The 17,423-nt window shown below is 70.8% G+C and carries 15 protein-coding genes; 2 read left to right on the forward strand and 13 right to left on the reverse strand.

The features are described from left to right. Nucleotides 1–2: 2 nt before the first annotated feature. The 5 genes from dut to DYE07_RS03005 all read right to left on the reverse strand — a co-directional run bounded on the left by dut (nucleotide 3) and on the right by DYE07_RS03005 (nucleotide 3,523). Nucleotides 3–488, reverse strand: a complete 486-nt coding sequence (dut, locus tag DYE07_RS02985; RefSeq protein WP_115296313.1) for a dUTP diphosphatase — start codon at nucleotides 486–488, stop codon at nucleotides 3–5. A gap of 2 nt (nucleotides 489–490) precedes the next feature. Beyond that, nucleotides 491–787, reverse strand: coding sequence for a DUF4193 domain-containing protein (locus tag DYE07_RS02990; RefSeq protein WP_006945221.1), 297 nt, complete (start codon nucleotides 785–787; stop codon nucleotides 491–493). A gap of 99 nt (nucleotides 788–886) precedes the next feature. Further along, nucleotides 887–1,765 (reverse strand): inositol monophosphatase family protein, encoded by an 879-nt coding sequence (locus DYE07_RS02995; protein WP_115296314.1) that lies wholly within the window; start codon nucleotides 1,763–1,765, stop codon nucleotides 887–889. 4 nt (nucleotides 1,766–1,769) lie between these two features. After that, nucleotides 1,770–2,888: a ferrochelatase gene (locus DYE07_RS03000; RefSeq protein WP_074039178.1), complete on the reverse strand. Its 1,119-nt coding sequence runs from the start codon at nucleotides 2,886–2,888 to the stop codon at nucleotides 1,770–1,772. Continuing rightward, entirely contained in the window at nucleotides 2,885–3,523 is a 639-nt protein-coding gene (locus DYE07_RS03005; protein ID WP_006945303.1) for a trimeric intracellular cation channel family protein, read from the reverse strand. The genes DYE07_RS03000 and DYE07_RS03005 overlap by 4 nt, the downstream gene beginning before the upstream one ends. Nucleotides 3,524–3,610: 87 nt before the next feature. Between DYE07_RS03005 and sepH the strand changes: the two genes are divergently transcribed. Then, entirely contained in the window at nucleotides 3,611–5,326 is a 1,716-nt protein-coding gene (gene sepH, locus DYE07_RS03010; RefSeq protein WP_115296315.1) for a septation protein SepH, read from the forward strand. On the opposite strand, the gene DYE07_RS03015 is transcribed toward sepH, so the two are convergent. From DYE07_RS03015 to DYE07_RS15050, 8 genes are all read right to left on the reverse strand, one after another. Continuing rightward, a complete protein-coding gene (locus tag DYE07_RS03015) occupies nucleotides 5,295–6,914 on the reverse strand; it encodes an MFS transporter (RefSeq protein WP_115296316.1) in 1,620 nt (539 codons plus the stop codon). The two genes, sepH and DYE07_RS03015, sit on opposite strands and share 32 nt — an antisense overlap. A 6-nt stretch (nucleotides 6,915–6,920) precedes the next feature. Then, nucleotides 6,921–7,646, reverse strand: a complete 726-nt coding sequence (locus DYE07_RS03020) for a thymidine kinase (RefSeq protein ID WP_062255883.1) — start codon at nucleotides 7,644–7,646, stop codon at nucleotides 6,921–6,923. An 11-nt stretch (nucleotides 7,647–7,657) separates the two neighbouring features. After that, nucleotides 7,658–8,776 carry an alkaline phosphatase family protein gene (locus DYE07_RS03025; protein ID WP_038567839.1) on the reverse strand — a complete coding sequence of 373 codons (1,119 nt, stop codon included), beginning with the start codon at nucleotides 8,774–8,776 and terminating at the stop codon, nucleotides 7,658–7,660. Between the two features lie 8 nt (nucleotides 8,777–8,784). Then, the gene (locus tag DYE07_RS03030) at nucleotides 8,785–9,387 is read right to left on the reverse strand and encodes a DUF5998 family protein (RefSeq protein ID WP_115297064.1); all 603 of its coding nucleotides are present in this window, start codon (nucleotides 9,385–9,387) and stop codon (nucleotides 8,785–8,787) included. Between the two features lie 41 nt (nucleotides 9,388–9,428). Then, a complete protein-coding gene (locus tag DYE07_RS03035; protein WP_172462935.1) occupies nucleotides 9,429–12,101 on the reverse strand; it encodes a bifunctional acetate--CoA ligase family protein/GNAT family N-acetyltransferase in 2,673 nt (890 codons plus the stop codon). Between the two features lie 12 nt (nucleotides 12,102–12,113). Next, nucleotides 12,114–13,460 (reverse strand): WD40/YVTN/BNR-like repeat-containing protein, encoded by a 1,347-nt coding sequence (locus DYE07_RS03040; protein ID WP_115296318.1) that lies wholly within the window; start codon nucleotides 13,458–13,460, stop codon nucleotides 12,114–12,116. A gap of 488 nt (nucleotides 13,461–13,948) precedes the next feature. Beyond that, nucleotides 13,949–14,185, reverse strand: a complete 237-nt coding sequence (locus DYE07_RS03045; protein ID WP_273542637.1) for a type II toxin-antitoxin system PemK/MazF family toxin — start codon at nucleotides 14,183–14,185, stop codon at nucleotides 13,949–13,951. Nucleotides 14,186–14,192: 7 nt separating this feature from the next. Continuing rightward, entirely contained in the window at nucleotides 14,193–14,321 is a 129-nt protein-coding gene (locus DYE07_RS15050) for a hypothetical protein (protein WP_256594770.1), read from the reverse strand. 226 nt (nucleotides 14,322–14,547) lie between these two features. On the opposite strand from DYE07_RS15050, the gene DYE07_RS03055 reads away from it, so the two are divergent. Further along, complete coding sequence (locus DYE07_RS03055) at nucleotides 14,548–17,148, forward strand: DNA gyrase/topoisomerase IV subunit A (RefSeq protein WP_062255895.1); 2,601 nt, start codon at nucleotides 14,548–14,550, stop codon at nucleotides 17,146–17,148. Nucleotides 17,149–17,423 lie beyond the last annotated feature (275 nt).

A 17,423-nucleotide genomic window follows, 5' to 3' on the forward strand; every position in this document is an offset into this window, starting at 1 on the left:
GTTCACTTTCCCTCTCGCTGGGGCGCGCGCCCTGTGTCGAAACCACCGCTGGAGCCGTGGCCGGATTCACCGCGTTGCGTGCTCGTCAGCGATTCCACGTGCTCGAACACCACGTGCTCGACGCGCTGGATGACGAGCTGGGCGATGCGATCGCCGCGTGAGATCGTGAAGGACTCGCGCGCGTCGGTGTTGATGAGGTTGACCTGGATCTCGCCGCGATACCCCGAGTCGACGACGCCCGGTGCGTTGAGCACCGTGATGCCGTGGCGCGCCGCGAGCCCCGAGCGGGGGTGCACGAAACCGGCCCAGCCAGGCGGCAGTGCGAGCGCGACGCCCGTCGGGACGAGCGCACGGTGGCCGGGCGCGAGCGTCAGGCCGATGCGGGCACGCAGGTCGGCGCCCGCATCGCCGTCGTAGGCGTAGGCGAGCGGCTCGAGACCGGCGTCGAGCTGGAGCACCTCGACGTGCAGGGCTTCGGCGGCACGCATCCTCAGGCGCAGTCGCTGCAGACCGGCAGGCCGCCGTCTTCCTCGGCGAGCTGGCTGCGGTGGTGGACGAGGAAGCACTTGCTGCAGGTGAACTCGTCGGCCTGACGCGGCAGGACTCGGACGGACAGCTCTTCGCCGGACAGGTCGGCTCCCGGCAGCTCGAAGCCTTCGGCGTGCTCGGTCTCGTCGACGTCGACGCTGCCGGACGACTTGTCGGTGCGCCGGGACTTCAGCTCCTCGATCGAATCCTCGTTGACGTCGTCGTCGTTCTTGCGGGGGGCATCGTAATCAGTTGCCATCAGTGTTCTTTCTTCGCTACGTGCGTGAGGGTGGGCGAAGCGCCCCCATCACTTGATTCCCCGCTGTAACGCGCGGCTGAGCCATTTTGTGCCCGCATACTAACGCGCCGCGGGGAAAAGGCAACCGCGAAGCGCCTCGTGAATCTTCGGGGTCGACGCGACGGCCATGGTCTTACCCGCGGGTAGCCCGGGCATGCCGCTCATGAGAGCGCCCGCCTCGGTTGCGATGACCTGGCCTGCGGCCTGATCCCAGGCGTTGATCCCCGACTCGTAGTACGCGTCGAGAATGCCCTCGGCGACGAAGCACAGGTCGATGGCGGCCGCGCCGGCGCGACGCACGTCACGCACCCGCGGCAGCAGCGATGCGAGCATCTGCCCCTGCTCGCGGCGTTTGTCGGCCTCGTAGCCGAACCCGGTGCCGACGAGGGCAAGCTCGAGCCGCTTGCACCCGCTGACGGCGAGCGGGCGTCGCCGTCCCGCCCGGTCGACGACCTCGGCGCCCTGGCCGTGGCCCGCGACGTACGTGCGATCCAGCTCCGGAGCCGCGACGGCGCCCGCGACCGGCAGCCACGCGCCCTCGCGGGCGGTGTCGCCGACGCACACGGCGACGGAGACGGCGTAGAACGGGTGGCCGTAGAGGTAGTTGACGGTGCCGTCGATCGGGTCGATGACCCACGTCAGCCCGGACGTGCCGGCGCTCGCTCCGTCCTCCTCACCGAGGATGGCGTCGTCGGGGCGCGCCGCGGCGATGCGCGCGCGCAGCAGTTCTTCGCTGCGACGGTCCATGACGGTGACGACGTCGACCTCGCTCGACTTCGTGTCGGCGACGCCGAGCGCGTCGGGGCGTTCGTCGACGATGAGCTCGCCCGCCTCGCGCGCGAGGTCGAACGCGAGATCGCGCAACACGCGCACCGTCGCGTCATCCGGCACGAGGTGCGTCAGCGCGCCGAGGCCGTGCCCGCCGGCCTGTTCGCTCACCGCGTCAGTCCCGGCCGCACAGCGCCGGCTTCGCGGCGCGCAGGTTGGGGCAGCAGCCGGGTTCGCAGACGCTGGGTCGCGCCTCGCCGGGCCACGCGGGGTGCTCGGGCGATTCGCCGCGTGTCTCCGCGGCGCGTTCCTCGAGCAGGTCGACGAGGCCATGGACGAACTCGGGGTCGACGCCGACCGTCGGCACGCGACGCATCGTCAGCCCCAGGCGCTCGGCGGTCTCGGCGGCCTCGGTGTCGAGGTCGAACGCGACCTCCATGTGGTCGGAGACGAACCCGATCGGCGCGACCACGACGTGCGTCACACCGCGCTCGGCGAGGTTCTCGAGGTGGTCGTTGATGTCCGGTTCGAGCCACGGCTGCGACGGCGGGCCCGAACGCGAGCAGTACACGAGCGCACCTTCGAGCTCGCGTGACAGCGTCGCGTTGGCCTCCGAGAGGATCGCCGCGCCCAGCTCGTCGTGCTGCTGCCAGTACAGGTTGCCGTCGCCGTCACCGGGGCCGGAGGTGTCGTCCATCGCGAGCGGGATCGAGTGGGTGACGAACACGACCTGTACCTGCTCGTCGGGAACGCCCGCGAACTCACGCAGGGCGTCCGTCACGAGGCGCGTGTTGGTGCGCGCGAAGCTCGGGTGCGTCGCGAACTGACGCACCTTGTCGATGCTCAAGGCGCCCTCGGGGACGCTGCCGTCCTCGGACAGCTCGTGCGAGGCCGCCGCGAGATCCTCACGGTACTGACGGCACGAACTGTAGGAGGAGTAAGCGCTCGTCGTCAGCGTGACGACGCGGCGCGCGCCGTCGGCGTACGCCTCGCGCAGCGTGTCGGCGAGGAACGGTTCGGAGTTGCGGTTGCCCCACACGATCGGCGTCGTGATGCCGCGACGCTCGAACTCGGCGCGCAGCGCCGCGATGAGGGCACGGTTCTGATCGTTGATGGGGCTGCGCCCACCCATGATCTCGTAGTGGTGCGCGACGTCGGCGAGCCGCTCGTCGGGGATGCCGCGCCCGGCCGTCACGCGGCGCAGGAACGGCATGATCTCGTCGGCCTTCTCAGGGCCGCCGAACGACGCGAGCAGCACCGCGTCGTAGGGCTCGAGGGCGTTCGCTTCGGTCATGGGCGATCTCCTGTTCGAAGGGGCTGCGGCGCGTTGAGGTCGAGGATGACGGCCACGATGCGCAGCACGAAGACGATGACGACGCAGCACCACAGTACGGGCACGCTGTAGTGGTGGCTCTCGTGGGCCACGACGACGAGGGACGAACCGAGCAGCGCCGGCACCGCGTACAACTCGCGGCGCAGCACCTCGGGGACCTGGCCGACGATGACGTCACGCATGAGCCCGCCGCCGACGGCCGTCAACACGCCGACGAAGATCGACGTCGTCGCACCCATCCCGTACGACAGCGCCTTGATCGATCCGGCGACGCAGAACAGGGCGAGGCCCGCGGCGTCGAGGATGCGCACGAGGCGCGCGATGCGGCTCACCTCGGGGTGCAGGACGAACGCACAGATGCCGGCGAGCACGCAGACGCCCATGAGGCGCCAGTCGCTGACGCCGACGGGCGGCGTCTGGCCGATGAGCAGGTCGCGCAGCACCCCGCCGCCGAGGCCTGACATGCCGGCGAGGACGATGACGCCGAGTACGTCGAGGCGTTTGCGCACCCCGACGAGCCCGCCCGACAGGGCGAAGACGAAGACGCCGACGAGGTCGAGGACGAGCTGCAACGAGTGGCTTTGCGTGAGCACCATGGCAGGCGACACGCTATCGCGGGCGGGGCGGCCTCCCGGAATCGTTCGTGGGAGCATGGCAGGGTAACGCCCAAGGTCTGGTTACGGATGGAGTTCGTCGTGCAGGAATTGCGTTTGGTGGGGGTCGCGGAAGACGGGGCGAACCTCCTGCTCGCCGACAGTGACGGCGGGCGCTTCACCCTCGCCATCACCGACGAGTTGCGCACGACGATCCGGCGCGATCGTCGTGAGCCGGCCAGCGCCGACGGCCAGGCCAAGCAGGAGAACCCGCTGCGTCCGCGCGACGTGCAGGGCCTCATCCGCGGCGGCGTGCCGCTCGAGGAGATCGCCGAGCGCGCCGGCTGGTCGCTCGAGAAGGTGCAGCGCTACGAGGGCCCGATCCGCGCCGAGCGCGACTACGTCTCCGAACTTGCCCAGAGGGTGCAACTGTTCGGTCGCGGTGAGACGACGACGCTTCGCGAGCGCGCCGACCGCCGTCTCGCCGAACGCGGCGTCGAGGCCGAGCGCGTCGTGTGGGACAGCTGGAAGAACGACGACACGCACTGGACCGTCATCGTGCGTTTCCCCGCAGGCGGCCGTCAGCGCGAGGCGACGTGGCTGTTCGACCCGGTCAACCGCGCGCTGCGCACCGTCGACGACGAGGCCCGCTGGCTCGGCGGCGACGAGATCGCCGCGGCCGACGAGGACTCGCCGGAGCGTCAGAAGGCCGCCGCCCGCAAGGGCGGCGCCCGCACGCACCGTGACGCGCCCGTCTACGACGTCGAGGCCGAAGGTGGCCTCGCCGACGCCCAGGACCCGCACCTCGGTGCGCGCCTGTCACCCTCCGACCCGCGCGCCGGCGCCGGTGACCTCACCGCGTCGATGCGCGCACGTCAGGCCAGCCGCGGCCGTGGCCGCTCGTCGTCGCAGCGTTCGAGCGGCGGCGCGGGCACGACGTCGGCGACGTCACGGGCCACCCAGTTGCCGGCGTCGATGGCACCGACCGAACGCACCGAGCGCATCGACGTGGGCACGACTCCCCCGCCGCTGCCCTCTCACCCGCGTCCCGAAGAACTCAGCGAATCCGGCGACGAGTCGCGTGAGGCGCCCGTGAATACCGCTGGGGGCGAACGTGATTCGTCGGGTCGTGACGGCGGCGCCGTCACGAGCGATGCGGTGACGACGAGTGCCGCGGGTTCTGGTGCCGACGCTCGGGGCGTGACCGGCGCGAGCGACGACGACTCGCACGCCGGCGCGCAGAGTGACGACACGAACAGCGAGACGCCGCGCCATGAAGACGTCGACGAGGCGTCCGGCAAGGCCGCGCGCGGCTCCCGTCGTCGCAAGTCGCGCCGCCCGCGCGCCCGCGTCGAACAGGCATCTGTGCGTGGCGCACTGCGCGATGACGACGACGAGCACGACGAGTCGCTCTTCGGCGAACTGCCCGGCCACCACGACGGTGGCGACGTCTACGAGGACGATGCCATCGACGCGGAGCACGACGGCGAACACGAGTTCGATGACGTCGCGTCCGACTCGTCCGCGGAATTCGACGACGAGGTAGCGGCACAGGCCGAGAACGAGTCTTCCGACGATGCCGAGATGAGCGCGTCGGCGGCCCACGAGGAAACCTCCGGCACCGACACCCGCGAAGCTGCGCCGACGAAGAACGACACCACATCGAGGGACGCGTCGTCGAAGGACACCTCGAAGGGCGCCTCGCCCGCGGTGCCGCCGCGCGCGAGTCAGAGCCGCAAGAGCTCGCGTCCGAGCGTGCCGAGCTGGGACGACATCATGTTCGGGGGCCGCGGCCCCAAGAAGTGAGGCGCGGACCGCGCCCTGCGTTCCATGCGACGACGAGTGCGGTCCACGTCAGCAGCACGACCGCGGCGGCGTACATGCCGATCGTCGCGTCGGTCGGGATGATGCAGGCGAAGATGCCGCCGAGCACCCACGCGAGCTGCAGCACCGTCTCCGATCGCGCGAAGGCGCTGGTGCGCACGGCCTCGGCGAGATGGTCCTGGATCAGCGTGTCGAGCGCCAGTTTGCCGAGCGCCTGCCCGAGGCCGGCGACGAGCCCGACGATGACGGCCGTCATGAGATCGAAGTGCACCGCGGCGACGACGACGGCCGCGGTGTCCGCGAGCAGGCACGCGAGGATGACGACGCGCGGCGCGAGCGCGCGCACGACAGCTCCGGCAACGGAACCGAGCGCGTTGCCGATGGCGGCGGCGCCGACGACGATGGCGAGCAGCGTCGTCACCTTGTCCTCCCACCCGGGCAGCGGATGGGTCTTCATGAGGAACGCCATGAACATCGTGAGGAAGCCGCTGACCCAGCGCAGCCCGGTGTTCGTGCGCAGCGCAGCGACGACGGCGGGCGGCATCGTCAGCTTCGGGGCGCGCAGTGAACCGTCGTGGCGGTCGGAGTCGATGTTCGCCGGCAGCAGGATGGCGAGGATGGTGCCGAACACGAACAGCAGGAACGCGGCGCGGAACGCCCACGTCGCCCCGAACAGCGCGGCCGCGCCACCGGCGAGCGGGCCACCGATCGTCGCGCCCGTGACGCCCGCGAGGCTCATGCGGCTGTTGGCGCGCACGAGGGTCATTCCGTCGGGCAGCAACCGCGGCGTCGCCGATGATCGGGTGACGATGTAGGCCTTGCTCGCGACGAGGATGGCGAGCGCCGCGGGGAACTGCCAGACGGAGTCGCGTTCGATCGCGTCGGCGAGCACCCAGCACAGGAAGCCGCGCAGCGCGAACGTCGCACCCATCGCCCACCGACGACCGTGACGATAGCGGTCGAGCAGCGGTCCGACGAGGGGCGCGACGATGGCGAACGGCAGCATCGTGAGCACGAGGAAGAGCACGACGTGGCTCTTCGCCTCCCCCGGCTGGGCGGAGATGAACAGCGTCCCGGCGAGTCCGACGGTGACGGCGGCGTCCCCGGCGTTCGACAGCGCGTGCACCTCCATGAGGCGCCCCAGGCCGCTCTCGCCGGCGCCCTGGGCGTTGCTCGCGCGGCGGGCCGCGCGCAGGGACGCCTTCGTCGCCCCCGCGCTCAGGCGAGCAGCACCACGCACGCCCTGGCCGGCGAGGCGCCCCGCGGCGAGTGCGCCACCGGCCATGCGTCGGGCGTTGTCGGATGCGGACGTTCCGGCCGTGCCCTGGGTGGCGTCAGGCGCCGGGCCGTCCGTCTCGTCGCCTCGATTCGATGCAGCCGCGCGTGCGAGCTCGCGCGTCTCGTCCAGCTCCCCGGCGTCACCGCGCGCGGTCGTCTCGTCCCACCCGCGGGTGTCATCGTCCGCGGCGGGTCGCCCGGCGCGCCAACTCGGAGCGTACGAACCGCGCGCCCAGTACGGCGTCTTGTCGTCGGCGTCGTCGTCTCGAGGGCCGGAGCCTGGCGTGGACATGGCGACTCAGGGGCCTTCGTGTGCCGTCGACGATTCGCCCGCAGGCTCGGACGCGACGAACGTCGAGGCGGGCACCGGGCAGACGTCGAGGTCGAACGGCATCTGCTGCGCCCCGATCGTGCGCGCGGCATGTGACGTCATCCGACGCATGAAGTGGCGACGACACAGCACCTCGTACTCGACGAGCGGCGTCTCGCCCTGGTCGCCGGTGTCGCCGACGACGACCTGCTCGCCCTCGACGACCATCGTGCCGTCGACGACGCGGGCGTTGTGCGTCGCGCGCTTGCCGCACCAGCACAACGCCTCGACCTGCAGCAGCTGCGTGCGGTCGGCGAGTTCGAACAGGCGACGCGAGCCGGGGAACAGTTGGGTCTTGAAGTCGGCGGTGATGCCGAACGCGAAGACGTCGACGTCGAGTTCGTCGACGACGCGCGCGAGCTGATCGATCTGCTCGGGCTCGTAGAACTGCACCTCGTCGGCGATGACGTAGTCGAGCTCGCCGAGGGTGACGCGCGCGGAGACGGCGAGATCCCACAGGTCGAGGCCGGCGTTCACCTCGAGGGCCTCGCGGCGCAGGCCGAGGCGGGAGGAGATGACGGCCTCACCGGCGCGGTCGTGCTGGGTGAGGACGATGCCGCGACGGCCGCGCGCGGCATGGTTGTGATCCATCTGCAGCGCCAGCGTCGACTTGCCGCAATCCATCGTTCCGGTGAAAAACACGAGCTCAGCCACGGTTAGTCACCCTAGCGCGCGCCGAGGTGGAGGAACGGCACGTCGAGTTCGTCGGGCGTCATCGCACCGTGCTGGCCGAGCAGCGTGAGCACGCGGTCGCTCATGACACGCGAGTCGACGTACCCGCGTGCGCTCGTGACGGAGACGACGACGTCGCCGAAGCGTCCGGCGGTGGCGGGATCGAGCGCGCCGACCCAGCCGGCGTCGGCGAGCTGTTCGCGGGTGAAGACGTGTCCGTGCGCGCCGATCTCGGCGCGCCAACGCGACTCGACGTCCGCGAGCGCCCCCGGCTCGACGTACAGGTGCAGCGCGCGCATCTCTCCCCCGACGCGTCGGACGCCGTCTCGCAGGTGCGGCGTCGTCGCGATGTCGACGCGCGCGTCGAGGGGGACGTCGACCATGCCGTGGTCGGCGGTCAGCGTGAGAGACGTGCCCGCGGGGCGCCCGAAGTCGAGGCGCGCCATCGCGTCGTCGAACACGGCGAGCTCGTGCGCCCACTGCGGCGAGCCGACGCCGTGGACGTGGCCGGCCTTGTCGATCTCGCCCCAGTAGAGGTAGACGAGTCGGTGACCGCGCCGGGTGGCGGCCAGCGCCGCGTCGACGCGGTCGTCGAGCCCCTCGGCCGGGTAGAACGTCGCGCCGCGCAGGGCGGCGTTCGTCAGGCCCGAGCCGTCGAAGTAGCCGGGTCCGATCATGGCGGGACGCAGCCCGGCGGCGTCGGCGCGTTCGAACACCGTCGGGTTCGGTTGCCACGCCTGCGGATTCGGCCCGTCCTTCCACGTCAGCTCGTTGAACACGCGCCCCGTCGCGGGGTCGACGACGAGGTAGCCGGCCAGGCCGTGCGCACCGGGGGGCAGGCCGGTGCCGAACGTGCCCATCGACGTCGCCGTCGTCGTCGGGAAGCCCGCGGCGAGGGTCTGCATCCGCTCGAGGTGCTCGCGCAGGAACGGTGCGTGCGCGCTCTGACGGCGCAGCAGCCGCGCGCCCAGCCCGTCGGCGAGGACGACGATCGCCGCGCGCGCCTGCGGCAGCTTGCGCCCGGCCCCCGCGAACGCGACGGGGTCGAGGCTGCGTGCCACGGACGGCAGCACACCGGCGAGCCCGTCGGCGTCGTAGCGGGGAGCCTTCATCGCGGGCGTCAGCGGGCCGCGGAGCCGACGACGGCCGACAGGGCGTGAGCGAACGTCATCGCCTGCTGCAGGTGACCCTCTCCCTCGGCGTCGGCGGAGATGCGTAGGCTGATGTCGTCGCCGGTGATCGTGCCGTCGTAGCCGTGGTCGGCGTCGCAGTTCGGGTCGCCGCACGTCGCGGGCAGCAGGTCGATGCGGCTGATCGTGCCCCAGCCGATCGTCAGCGTCACCTCGCGCCCGAGGCTGCCGGAGCGGTAGCGCTCCGGGGAAGTGACGACGTGCGTCAGCGTCACGCCGCGCACGAACGACAGCGCGACCGTCTCCGACGTCGCCGTCACGGCCTGACGCGTCGAGCGCACACCCCCGGCGGCTGAGTCGTCGTGGTCGTCGGCGTGAACGATGACGAGCTTCGTCGGCGTCAGCACGAGCACCGTGATGTGACGCAGCAGTTCGTCCTGCTCGAAGGTCGTCTCCACGTGCACGAGGTGCTGGCGCACCTCGTCACCGGCGAGCGCGGTGGCCACGACGTCGCGCACGAGCGCGGGAAAATAGCCAGCCTCGTCGATGGCACGAGCGAGGTCGTCGGGAAGGTTCTGAGCCATGCCTGCCATCATCCCATCCTGCGGCCCGCGCTCGCCTCTGGAGGGCGACCTCACGTCATGGCCCGTCGGCCCGAGTCCTGACGCAGCGACGCGGGCGCCAGCGTGATGCGCGCGCCGAGGACGTCGAGGCCGCCGGGGTGCGTGCTCACCGGGTTGAGTTCGAGGTGGGCGATCTCGGGGTTCTCGTCGGCGAGCACCGACACCCGCGCCACGAGATCCTCGATGGCGGCGCGGTCGATGCCGCGCCCGCGACTGCCGTCGAGCAGCGGCCACGCCTTGATCGAGCTGACGAGTTCGCTCACGTCACCGGTCGTCAGCGGCGGGTTGCGGTAACCGACGTCGTCGAGCAGGTCGGTCGGCGGGCCGGAGACGGAGAACGAGACGACGGGGCCGAACAGCGGATCCTCGACGCTCGTGACGGAGCAGCCGATGCCGGGGGTCGCCATCTTCTGCACGACGAACTGGTCGGGGCCGTACTCCTCGAGACGCTCCGCGAGCGCCTCGTAAGCCTCGACGACGGCGAGCGGCGAGCGCAGGTCGGCGCGCAGCGCGCTCGCGACCTGGTGACGCACCTGCGGCGCGATCGACTTGACGACGACGGGGAAGCCCAGCTCCTCGGCCGCGTCGACCGCCTCCTTGGGCGAGCGCGCCGGAACGGAGGGCCACACCGAGATCCTGGCGAGCGCGAGCAGCTGCGCGGTCTCGTCGGCGGTGAGCTCCCGCCCGTCGGGCGATTCGGCCATGATCGAGCGCACCATCTCGTGCACGCCCTTGCGGTCGATGCCGAGCGGCGCGACGGGTTCACCGCGATCGCGCCCGCGCCACTCGGCGTAGTTCGTCGCGGCGGCGAGCGCTCGCACGCCGTCCTCGGGCATCGGGTAGGAAGGCACGATGCGCGTCGAGCCGTCGGGCGCGGACGCCGACAGGTCGCCGCTCACACCGTCGATGCCGAGGAACGTCGTGACGCAGGGCTTGTCGTACTGCGCGCTGACGGCGGCGACGGTGCGCGCGACGTCACGCCCGCCCGTGATGAGCGGCGGGATGAAGCTCGCGACGACCGAGTCGACGTTCTCGTCCTCGAACGCGGCGACGAGCGCGTCACGGAACGCGTCCTCACTCGCGTCCGCGGCGACGGCGACGGGGCCGCGGGTGACGTCGAGCTTCCAGCTCAGCGCCGCGTCACCGCACAGCGCGCCGAGCGCGTCGGAGTTGGCGACGACGGCGACGCGCCGCCCCTTCGGCAGCGGCTGGTTGACGACGAGCTGCGCTACGTCGAAGAGTTGGTGGACGTTGCCGACGCGGATGACGCCGCTCTGGCGCAGCATCTCGCGGAAGGCACGCGGAGGCGTCCGTGTCTCCCGGACGCGGTGCCCGGGCGGGCGTCCGAACGCGGAGACCTCGGACTTCACGACGACGACGGGTTTGCGCAGCGCGAGCTGCCGCGCGATACGCGTGAACTTGCGCGGGTTGCCGACCGATTCGAGGTAGAGGCCGACGGCGTGGGTGTCGTCGTCGTCGATCCAGTACTGCAGGAGGTCGTTGCCGGAGACGTCGATGCGGTTGCCGGCGGAAGCGAAATCGGACAGGCCGAGGCCGCGCCGTCCGGCGCTCGCGAGCACGGCGATGCCGAGCGCACCGCTCTGCGCGAATAGCCCGAGGTGGCCGGCGGGCGGCATCTCGTAGGCGATGGAGGCGTTGAGGCGCGTGTCCTCGCGCGTGTTGATGAGCCCGAAACTGTTCGGCCCGACGACGCGCATGCCGTGTCGGCGGGCCAGCGCGAGCAGCTGGGCCTGACGCTCGGCGCCCTCGGGGCCCGACTCAGCGAACCCGGCGGAGACGACGAGCAGCGCTCGCACGCCCGCGCCGCCGCACTCGGCGACGACGTCGAGCACCTTCGGAGCCGGCACGGCGATGACGACGAGGTCGACCGGTTCCCCGATCGCGCTGATCGAGGGCACTGTCGGCAGGCCGTCGATCGTCCCCGCCTCGGGGTGCACGACGTGGAGCGTGCCGCGGTAGCCGCCCTCGACGAGGTTGGCGAGCACGCGACCGCCGACGGAGCGTCCGTCGCGCGAGACGCCGACGACGGCGATCGACGACGGGTTGAGCAGCGCACGCACCGACTGCGACTCGGCGCGCTGCTCGCGCGCGAGGCGCACGGCCTGCGACTTCTCGTTGGGCTCGATCTCGAAGCGCACGGAGATGACGCCGTCGTCGAAGTTGCGGCTGACGTCGTAGCCGGCCTCGGTGAAGACCTGGATCATCTTGCGGTTCTGCGGCAGCACGTCGGCGACGAACTCGGCGACGCCGTTCTCGGCGCCGATCGCCGCGAGATGCTCGAGCATGACGGAGCCGACGCCGCGGCCCTGGAAACTGTCGGCGACGTTGAACGCGACCTCGGCGCTCGTCGCGTCGCGCCCTCCGAGGCGGTCGTAGCGGCCGATGCCGATGATGTCGTCGCCAACGGTCGCGACGAGGGCGACACGTTCGACGTAGTCGACGTGCGTGAAGCGGCGCACGTCACGATCGCTCAGGCGCTTGATCGGGGCGAAGAAGCGCAGGTAGATCGATTCCTCGCTCTGCGCGGCGTGGAAGCGGTGGATGCGTTCGGCGTCGTCGGGGCGGATGGGGCGCACGTGGGCCACCGAACCGTCGCGCAGGACGACGTCGGCCTCCCACTCGCGGGGGTAGTCGGCCGGGATGCTGGGCTCCACATCGCTCATGTCGTCATTCAATCACCGTGCGCCGACAGCGTGGCGTGACCAGTGCACGCCGTCGTCGGCGGAGGTCCAGATGTCGCCGTCATGGCGCGTGACGGCGGCGACGCCGGGCTGGCTCGCCTGCAGGGAGTCGAACCCTCCCGGGCTGGGGCGCGGCGTCGGGGAACCCTCCGTCCACGACGCGCCGCCGTCCTTGCTCGCGGCGACGGCGATGTCGCTGAGCGATCGCGTCGTGCCGTCGAGGGCTTCGCGTGGGCCGCCGCTGACGGCGACGACGTGTGTCGGATCCTTCGCGGCGATCGTCACGTGTCCCTGCGTGGGCAGTGTGAGGTTGCCGGCGCCGACGAGCTGCCACGTCGCGCCGCCGTCGACGCTCGTGACGGTGGAGTAGCTCGTCGAGCGGGACGTGACGACGGCGTCGCAGACGGCGACCATCCGTGACGTCGCGCCGAGGCCGGTCGCCGCTTCGATCGTCTTGCCGTTGCACGCGGGCGGGGTCGACAGCGGCGTGAGGGCGTCGCCCGTGAGTCGCCACGCGCCGGAGGCTTCGCCGCCGCTGCGTTCGGCGTGCGCGAGGACGAGCAGGTTCTCGCCGGCCGCCGTGATGCCGGCGTCGCTCACCTCGCCGGGCGGCGTGACGCCCGCGACGGCGTCGGTGACAGCGGGCGTGCGGCCGGTGCCGATGCGGGCGACCTCGAGGCGTCCGGTGCAGCCACCTTGGATGCAGCTCGCGGCGGTGAGGGCGTGGGCCTGGCCGTCGTGAACGGCGACGTCGAGAACGCTGACGCCGGGGTGCTGCACCTGCGTGAAGCTGCGACCACCGTCGTGGGTGACCCACAGGTCGGAGCCGAACAGGTACCCGGTGCGCGCGTCGAGGAAGCGCAAGTCGCTGATCGCGCCGGCGGGTTGGATGAGGGGTTGCGCGTCGCCCTGCGCGGACGACACGTCGGCCTGCGTGAAGGAGTGCACCTGCTGCCAGGTGCCGCCGCCGTCCTGGGTGCGCAGCAGGGCCGGGCAGTGTGTGCCCGCGCACGTCGTCTGCGCGAGCGCGAACTGGGTTTGGCCGAAGCGCGCTGACAGCGCCCACACGATCGACGACGTCGACGCCGGCGTCGCGGCCTGCGCGGTCTCGACGTTCGGCGACGAGCCGGACGACGGCTCGGCCGCCACGCCCCCGCCGACCGGTTCGCCGGCGCGAACGGTGCTCGTGCCCAACGGATCTCGCACGATGGCACGCGCGCCGTAGATGACCGCAACGACGCCCAGGGCCGCAAGCACGAGCGCGAGCGCCGCCCGCATGCTCGGCGAGCGGCGCAGTCGATGCCACCGGTCGGCCGTGGACGTGGCGCGCCGTGCCCCCACGCCTTCCCCCTCACCGACCTGCCGGTCCTCGTATGGCCGCCTGCGGGGCCTGGTTCACCCCGTGCGTGCGATGGTCAGCCTACGTCGCTACGCCGACATCGCCGCCCGAGCAACCCGCACCGGGAACCACGAGGCGTGCTGGCCACGGCGGGCTTTTGGTCAGGCCGGGGGCTCTTGGTCAGGGCGGCACAAGAGCACACATGGGGTGGATACGGGCCCGCGTCGGCTATGACAGGAGCGGCAGCCATCATCGTGACCACCCGTGCCGCTGATGTCGTAGCTCTCACTACTCCCCGTGAGTCATCGGCCCAGGCGCCGAACGCGCCGTAGCCGCCACCCGTGCCTTGCGTCACTCCAACCACGATGCCAGGCTCAGGCCATACGCCTCCACCCGCCAATCAGAGGTCGAGATGAAGACGCAGTGCTGCGTCGAGTTCGAGCATCTGTCGCGCGGAAAGTTGCCCGATCTTTCGACCGAGACGGTCCAGCTAGACGGCTCGTACTTGCTCGGCCTGCGCTTTGGAATGACGCTGCAGGCCGCATGAGCCGTCAGGAAGGTCGACCTGGAACGGCCGCGCAACGCTGACGTTCGACGTCACCGGAACGATGGTGACGACACCACGCTCCACACGCGCTGCGGTGCTGTTGGCCCGATCGTTGCTGACGATGATCGCGGGCCGCCGTTTGTTCACTTCCGAACCCTGCGCAGGGTCGAGGTCGACCAAGCAGATGTCACCGCGTCGCATCGTTGAGGCCGTCTCCGGTGACGGTCTCCTGGGCCGCGTCGTTCCCGCTATCAGCCCACTCGGCCCAGGCCGCCTCGTAGTCCCGCTCGAGGTCGGGGTGCTTGAGGTTCCTCACAGCACGCTGCACAGCCGCCGACCGCGAAGCCAGTCCGTGCTCGGCGGCGCCCAGTGCGCCGCGTGTGTCTCTATGTCCTAATGCAAAAGACATAGAGACATGACTGCCACGAGCGCGCTCACGCCCCCGCCGCGTGTCGCGAACCCCCGTCAGCGCGCGGATGCGCGAGGATGAGCGATGCACCCTGCCCGGGCACCGGGCGTCAGCGAGCTAGTGAGGAAGCGCAGTGGCACGCACGAAGAAGCCCGAGATGCCGGACGAGGACATCGTCGAGAACATCATCGACATCGATGTCGAGGACGAGATGCGGGCGGCTTTCCTCGAGTACAGCTACTCCGTCATCTACTCGCGTGCCCTTCCCGACGCGCGTGACGGGCTCAAGCCGGTGCAGCGGCGCATCCTGTTCTCGATGGACGAACTCGGCCTGACGCCGAACAAGAACCACGTCAAGTCCTCGCGCGTCGTCGGCGAGGTCATGGGCAAGTACCACCCGCACGGCGACTCGGCGATCTACGACACGCTCGTGCGCATGGCGCAGGACTTCACGATGCGCCTGCCGCTGATCGACGGCCATGGCAACTTCGGCTCGCTCGACCAGGGCCCCGCGGCGTCGCGTTACACCGAGGCGCGTCTCGCGCCCGCATCGCTGACGCTCGTGGCCGGCCTCGACGAGAACACCGTCGACTTCGTGCCCAACTACGACGACTCGCTGCAGCAACCGTCCGTCCTGCCCGCCGCGTTCCCGAACCTGCTCGTCAACGGCGCGAGCGGTATCGCCGTCGGCATGGCGACGAACATGGCGCCGCACAACCTCGGCGAGGTCGTGCAGGCCGCGGTCCACCTCATCAAGAACCCCGACTGCAGCCTCGACGACCTCATGCGCTTCGTGCCGGGCCCCGACCTGCCGATGGGCGGGCGCATCATCGGCCTCGACGGCATCCGCGACGCCTACCTCACCGGCCGCGGTACGTTCCGCACGCGCGCGACGGCGACCATCGAGAACGTCACGCCGCGCCGCAAGGGCATCGTCGTCACCGAACTGCCGTACCTCGTCGGGCCCGAGAAGGTCATCGACAAGATGAAAGACCTCGTCGGGCAGAAGAAGCTGCAGGGCGTCTCCGACGTCAAGGACCTGTCCGACCGCCACCACGGCCTGCGCCTCGTCATCGAACTGAAGAACGGCTTCAACCCCGAAGCGGTGCTCGAGCAGCTCTACAAGCTGACGCCGATGGAGGAGAGCTTCGGCATCAACAACGTCGCACTCGTCGACGGCCAGCCGCGCACCCTCGGGCTCAAGGAGCTGCTGCGCGTCTACACCGACTTCCGCATCGACGTCGTACGCCGGCGCACCACGCACCGCCTCGGCAAGAAGGAGGACCGCCTCCACCTCGTCGACGGCCTGCTCATCGCGATCCTCGACATCGACGAGGTCATCCAGATCATCCGCTCCTCCGACGACTCCGCGACGGCGCGGGCGCGCCTCATGCAGGTGTTCGACCTGTCCGAGGCGCAGGCGACGTACATTCTCGACCTGCAGCTGCGCCGCCTGACGAAGTTCAGCCGCCTCGAGCTCGAGAAGGAAGCCGACGAGCTGCGCGCCGAGATCGAGAAGCTGCGCGCGATCCTCGCCGACGTCAAACTGCTGCACAAGGTCGTCTGCGACGAACTGCTCGCCGTCGCCAAGGAATTCGGGACGCCGCGTCGCACCGTCCTGCTCGAGGGAAACGGCACGCAGGCGGTGGCGAAGACGGCATCCAAGTCGTCGATGCCGCTGGAGATCCCCGACGACCCGTGCTGGGTGTTGCTGTCGTCAACCGGCCTCATCGCGCGCACCACCTCGGCCGATCCGCTGTCGACCGACGGTGGCCGCCGCAAGCACGACGTCGTCCTCGCCGCCGCGCGCACCAGCGCGCGCGGTGAGTTCGGCGTCGTCACGTCCGCAGGTCGGCTGTTCCGTGTCAGCGCGCTCGAACTGCCGCACCTCGTCGACACGCACGCAGCGCCCGTCCTCGACGGCGGCGCGCCCGTCGCCGCGTTCGTCGACCTCGCACCCGGCGAGAAGGTGCTGACGGTGACGTCGCTGCGCGCCGACTCCCCCGGCCTCGCACTCGGTACCGCAGCGGGCGTCGTCAAGCGCGTGACGACGGAGTACGCGAACAAGCCGATCATGGAGGTCATCACGCTCAAGGGCGACGACGTCGTCGTCGGTGCCGTCGAACTGCAGACCGGCACCGAGGAGCTGACGTTCGTCACGAACGAGGCGCAACTGCTGCACTTCAACGCTGCGAACGTGCGCCCGCAGGGCCGCACCGGCGGCGGTGTCGCCGGCATCAAGCTCGGTGCCGGCGCACGAGCGATCTTCTTCGGCTCCGTCTCGCGCGACGGCATCGTCGTCACCGGCGCGGGGCACCCGGGCTCGCCGAACGGTGAGATCACCTCGCTCAAGGTCGCACCGTTCACCGAGTTCCCCGCCAAGGGACGCGCGACAGCCGGCGTCCGCGCCCACCGCTTCCTGCGCGGCGAGAACCACCTGACGTTCGCGTGGGTCGGTTCCGCGCCGGCGCGCGCGGCGGATGCTTCGGGCAAGGCGATCGGCAAGCTGCTCACCCTCGACGACGCAGACGGCAAGCGCGACGGTTCCGGCGACACCGCCCCCGGCCAGATCGCCGCGATCGGCACGACGGCGCCCTACGCGTCGGTGGCCGCCGATGCGTCGTCCGCCGAAGTGGCCGAGCAGACGCCGGTGACGGCGGGCGAAGAGACTGACGACGGTGCGATCGGCGACGACGGAAGCCGCCTCAGTCTGTTCGACGGTGACGACGCCTGACGTTCGGCGGGGTGGGTGCTGGCGCGGGGCGCTGCGGGCCTCTATGGCGGCCCCTGGTGCAGTTCGCATCGACAGCTGAGTCACTTGGTTACCGCTGTGTCAGTCAGGACTGACTCAACCATCACCAAGTGACGCAGCTGCCTCGCCTTCATCCGTTTATGGCGACGGTGGCACTCCGAGCCACCGCGGTGCATCAGCCTGTGTCGGCCAGCTGAGTCAGTTGTTCGCCCGTGCGGCAGTCAGGACTGACACAACCACCACCACGTGACGCAGCT

The organism is Dermacoccus nishinomiyaensis, assembly GCF_900447535.1.
Lineage (GTDB): Bacteria > Actinomycetota > Actinomycetes > Actinomycetales > Dermatophilaceae > Dermacoccus > Dermacoccus nishinomiyaensis.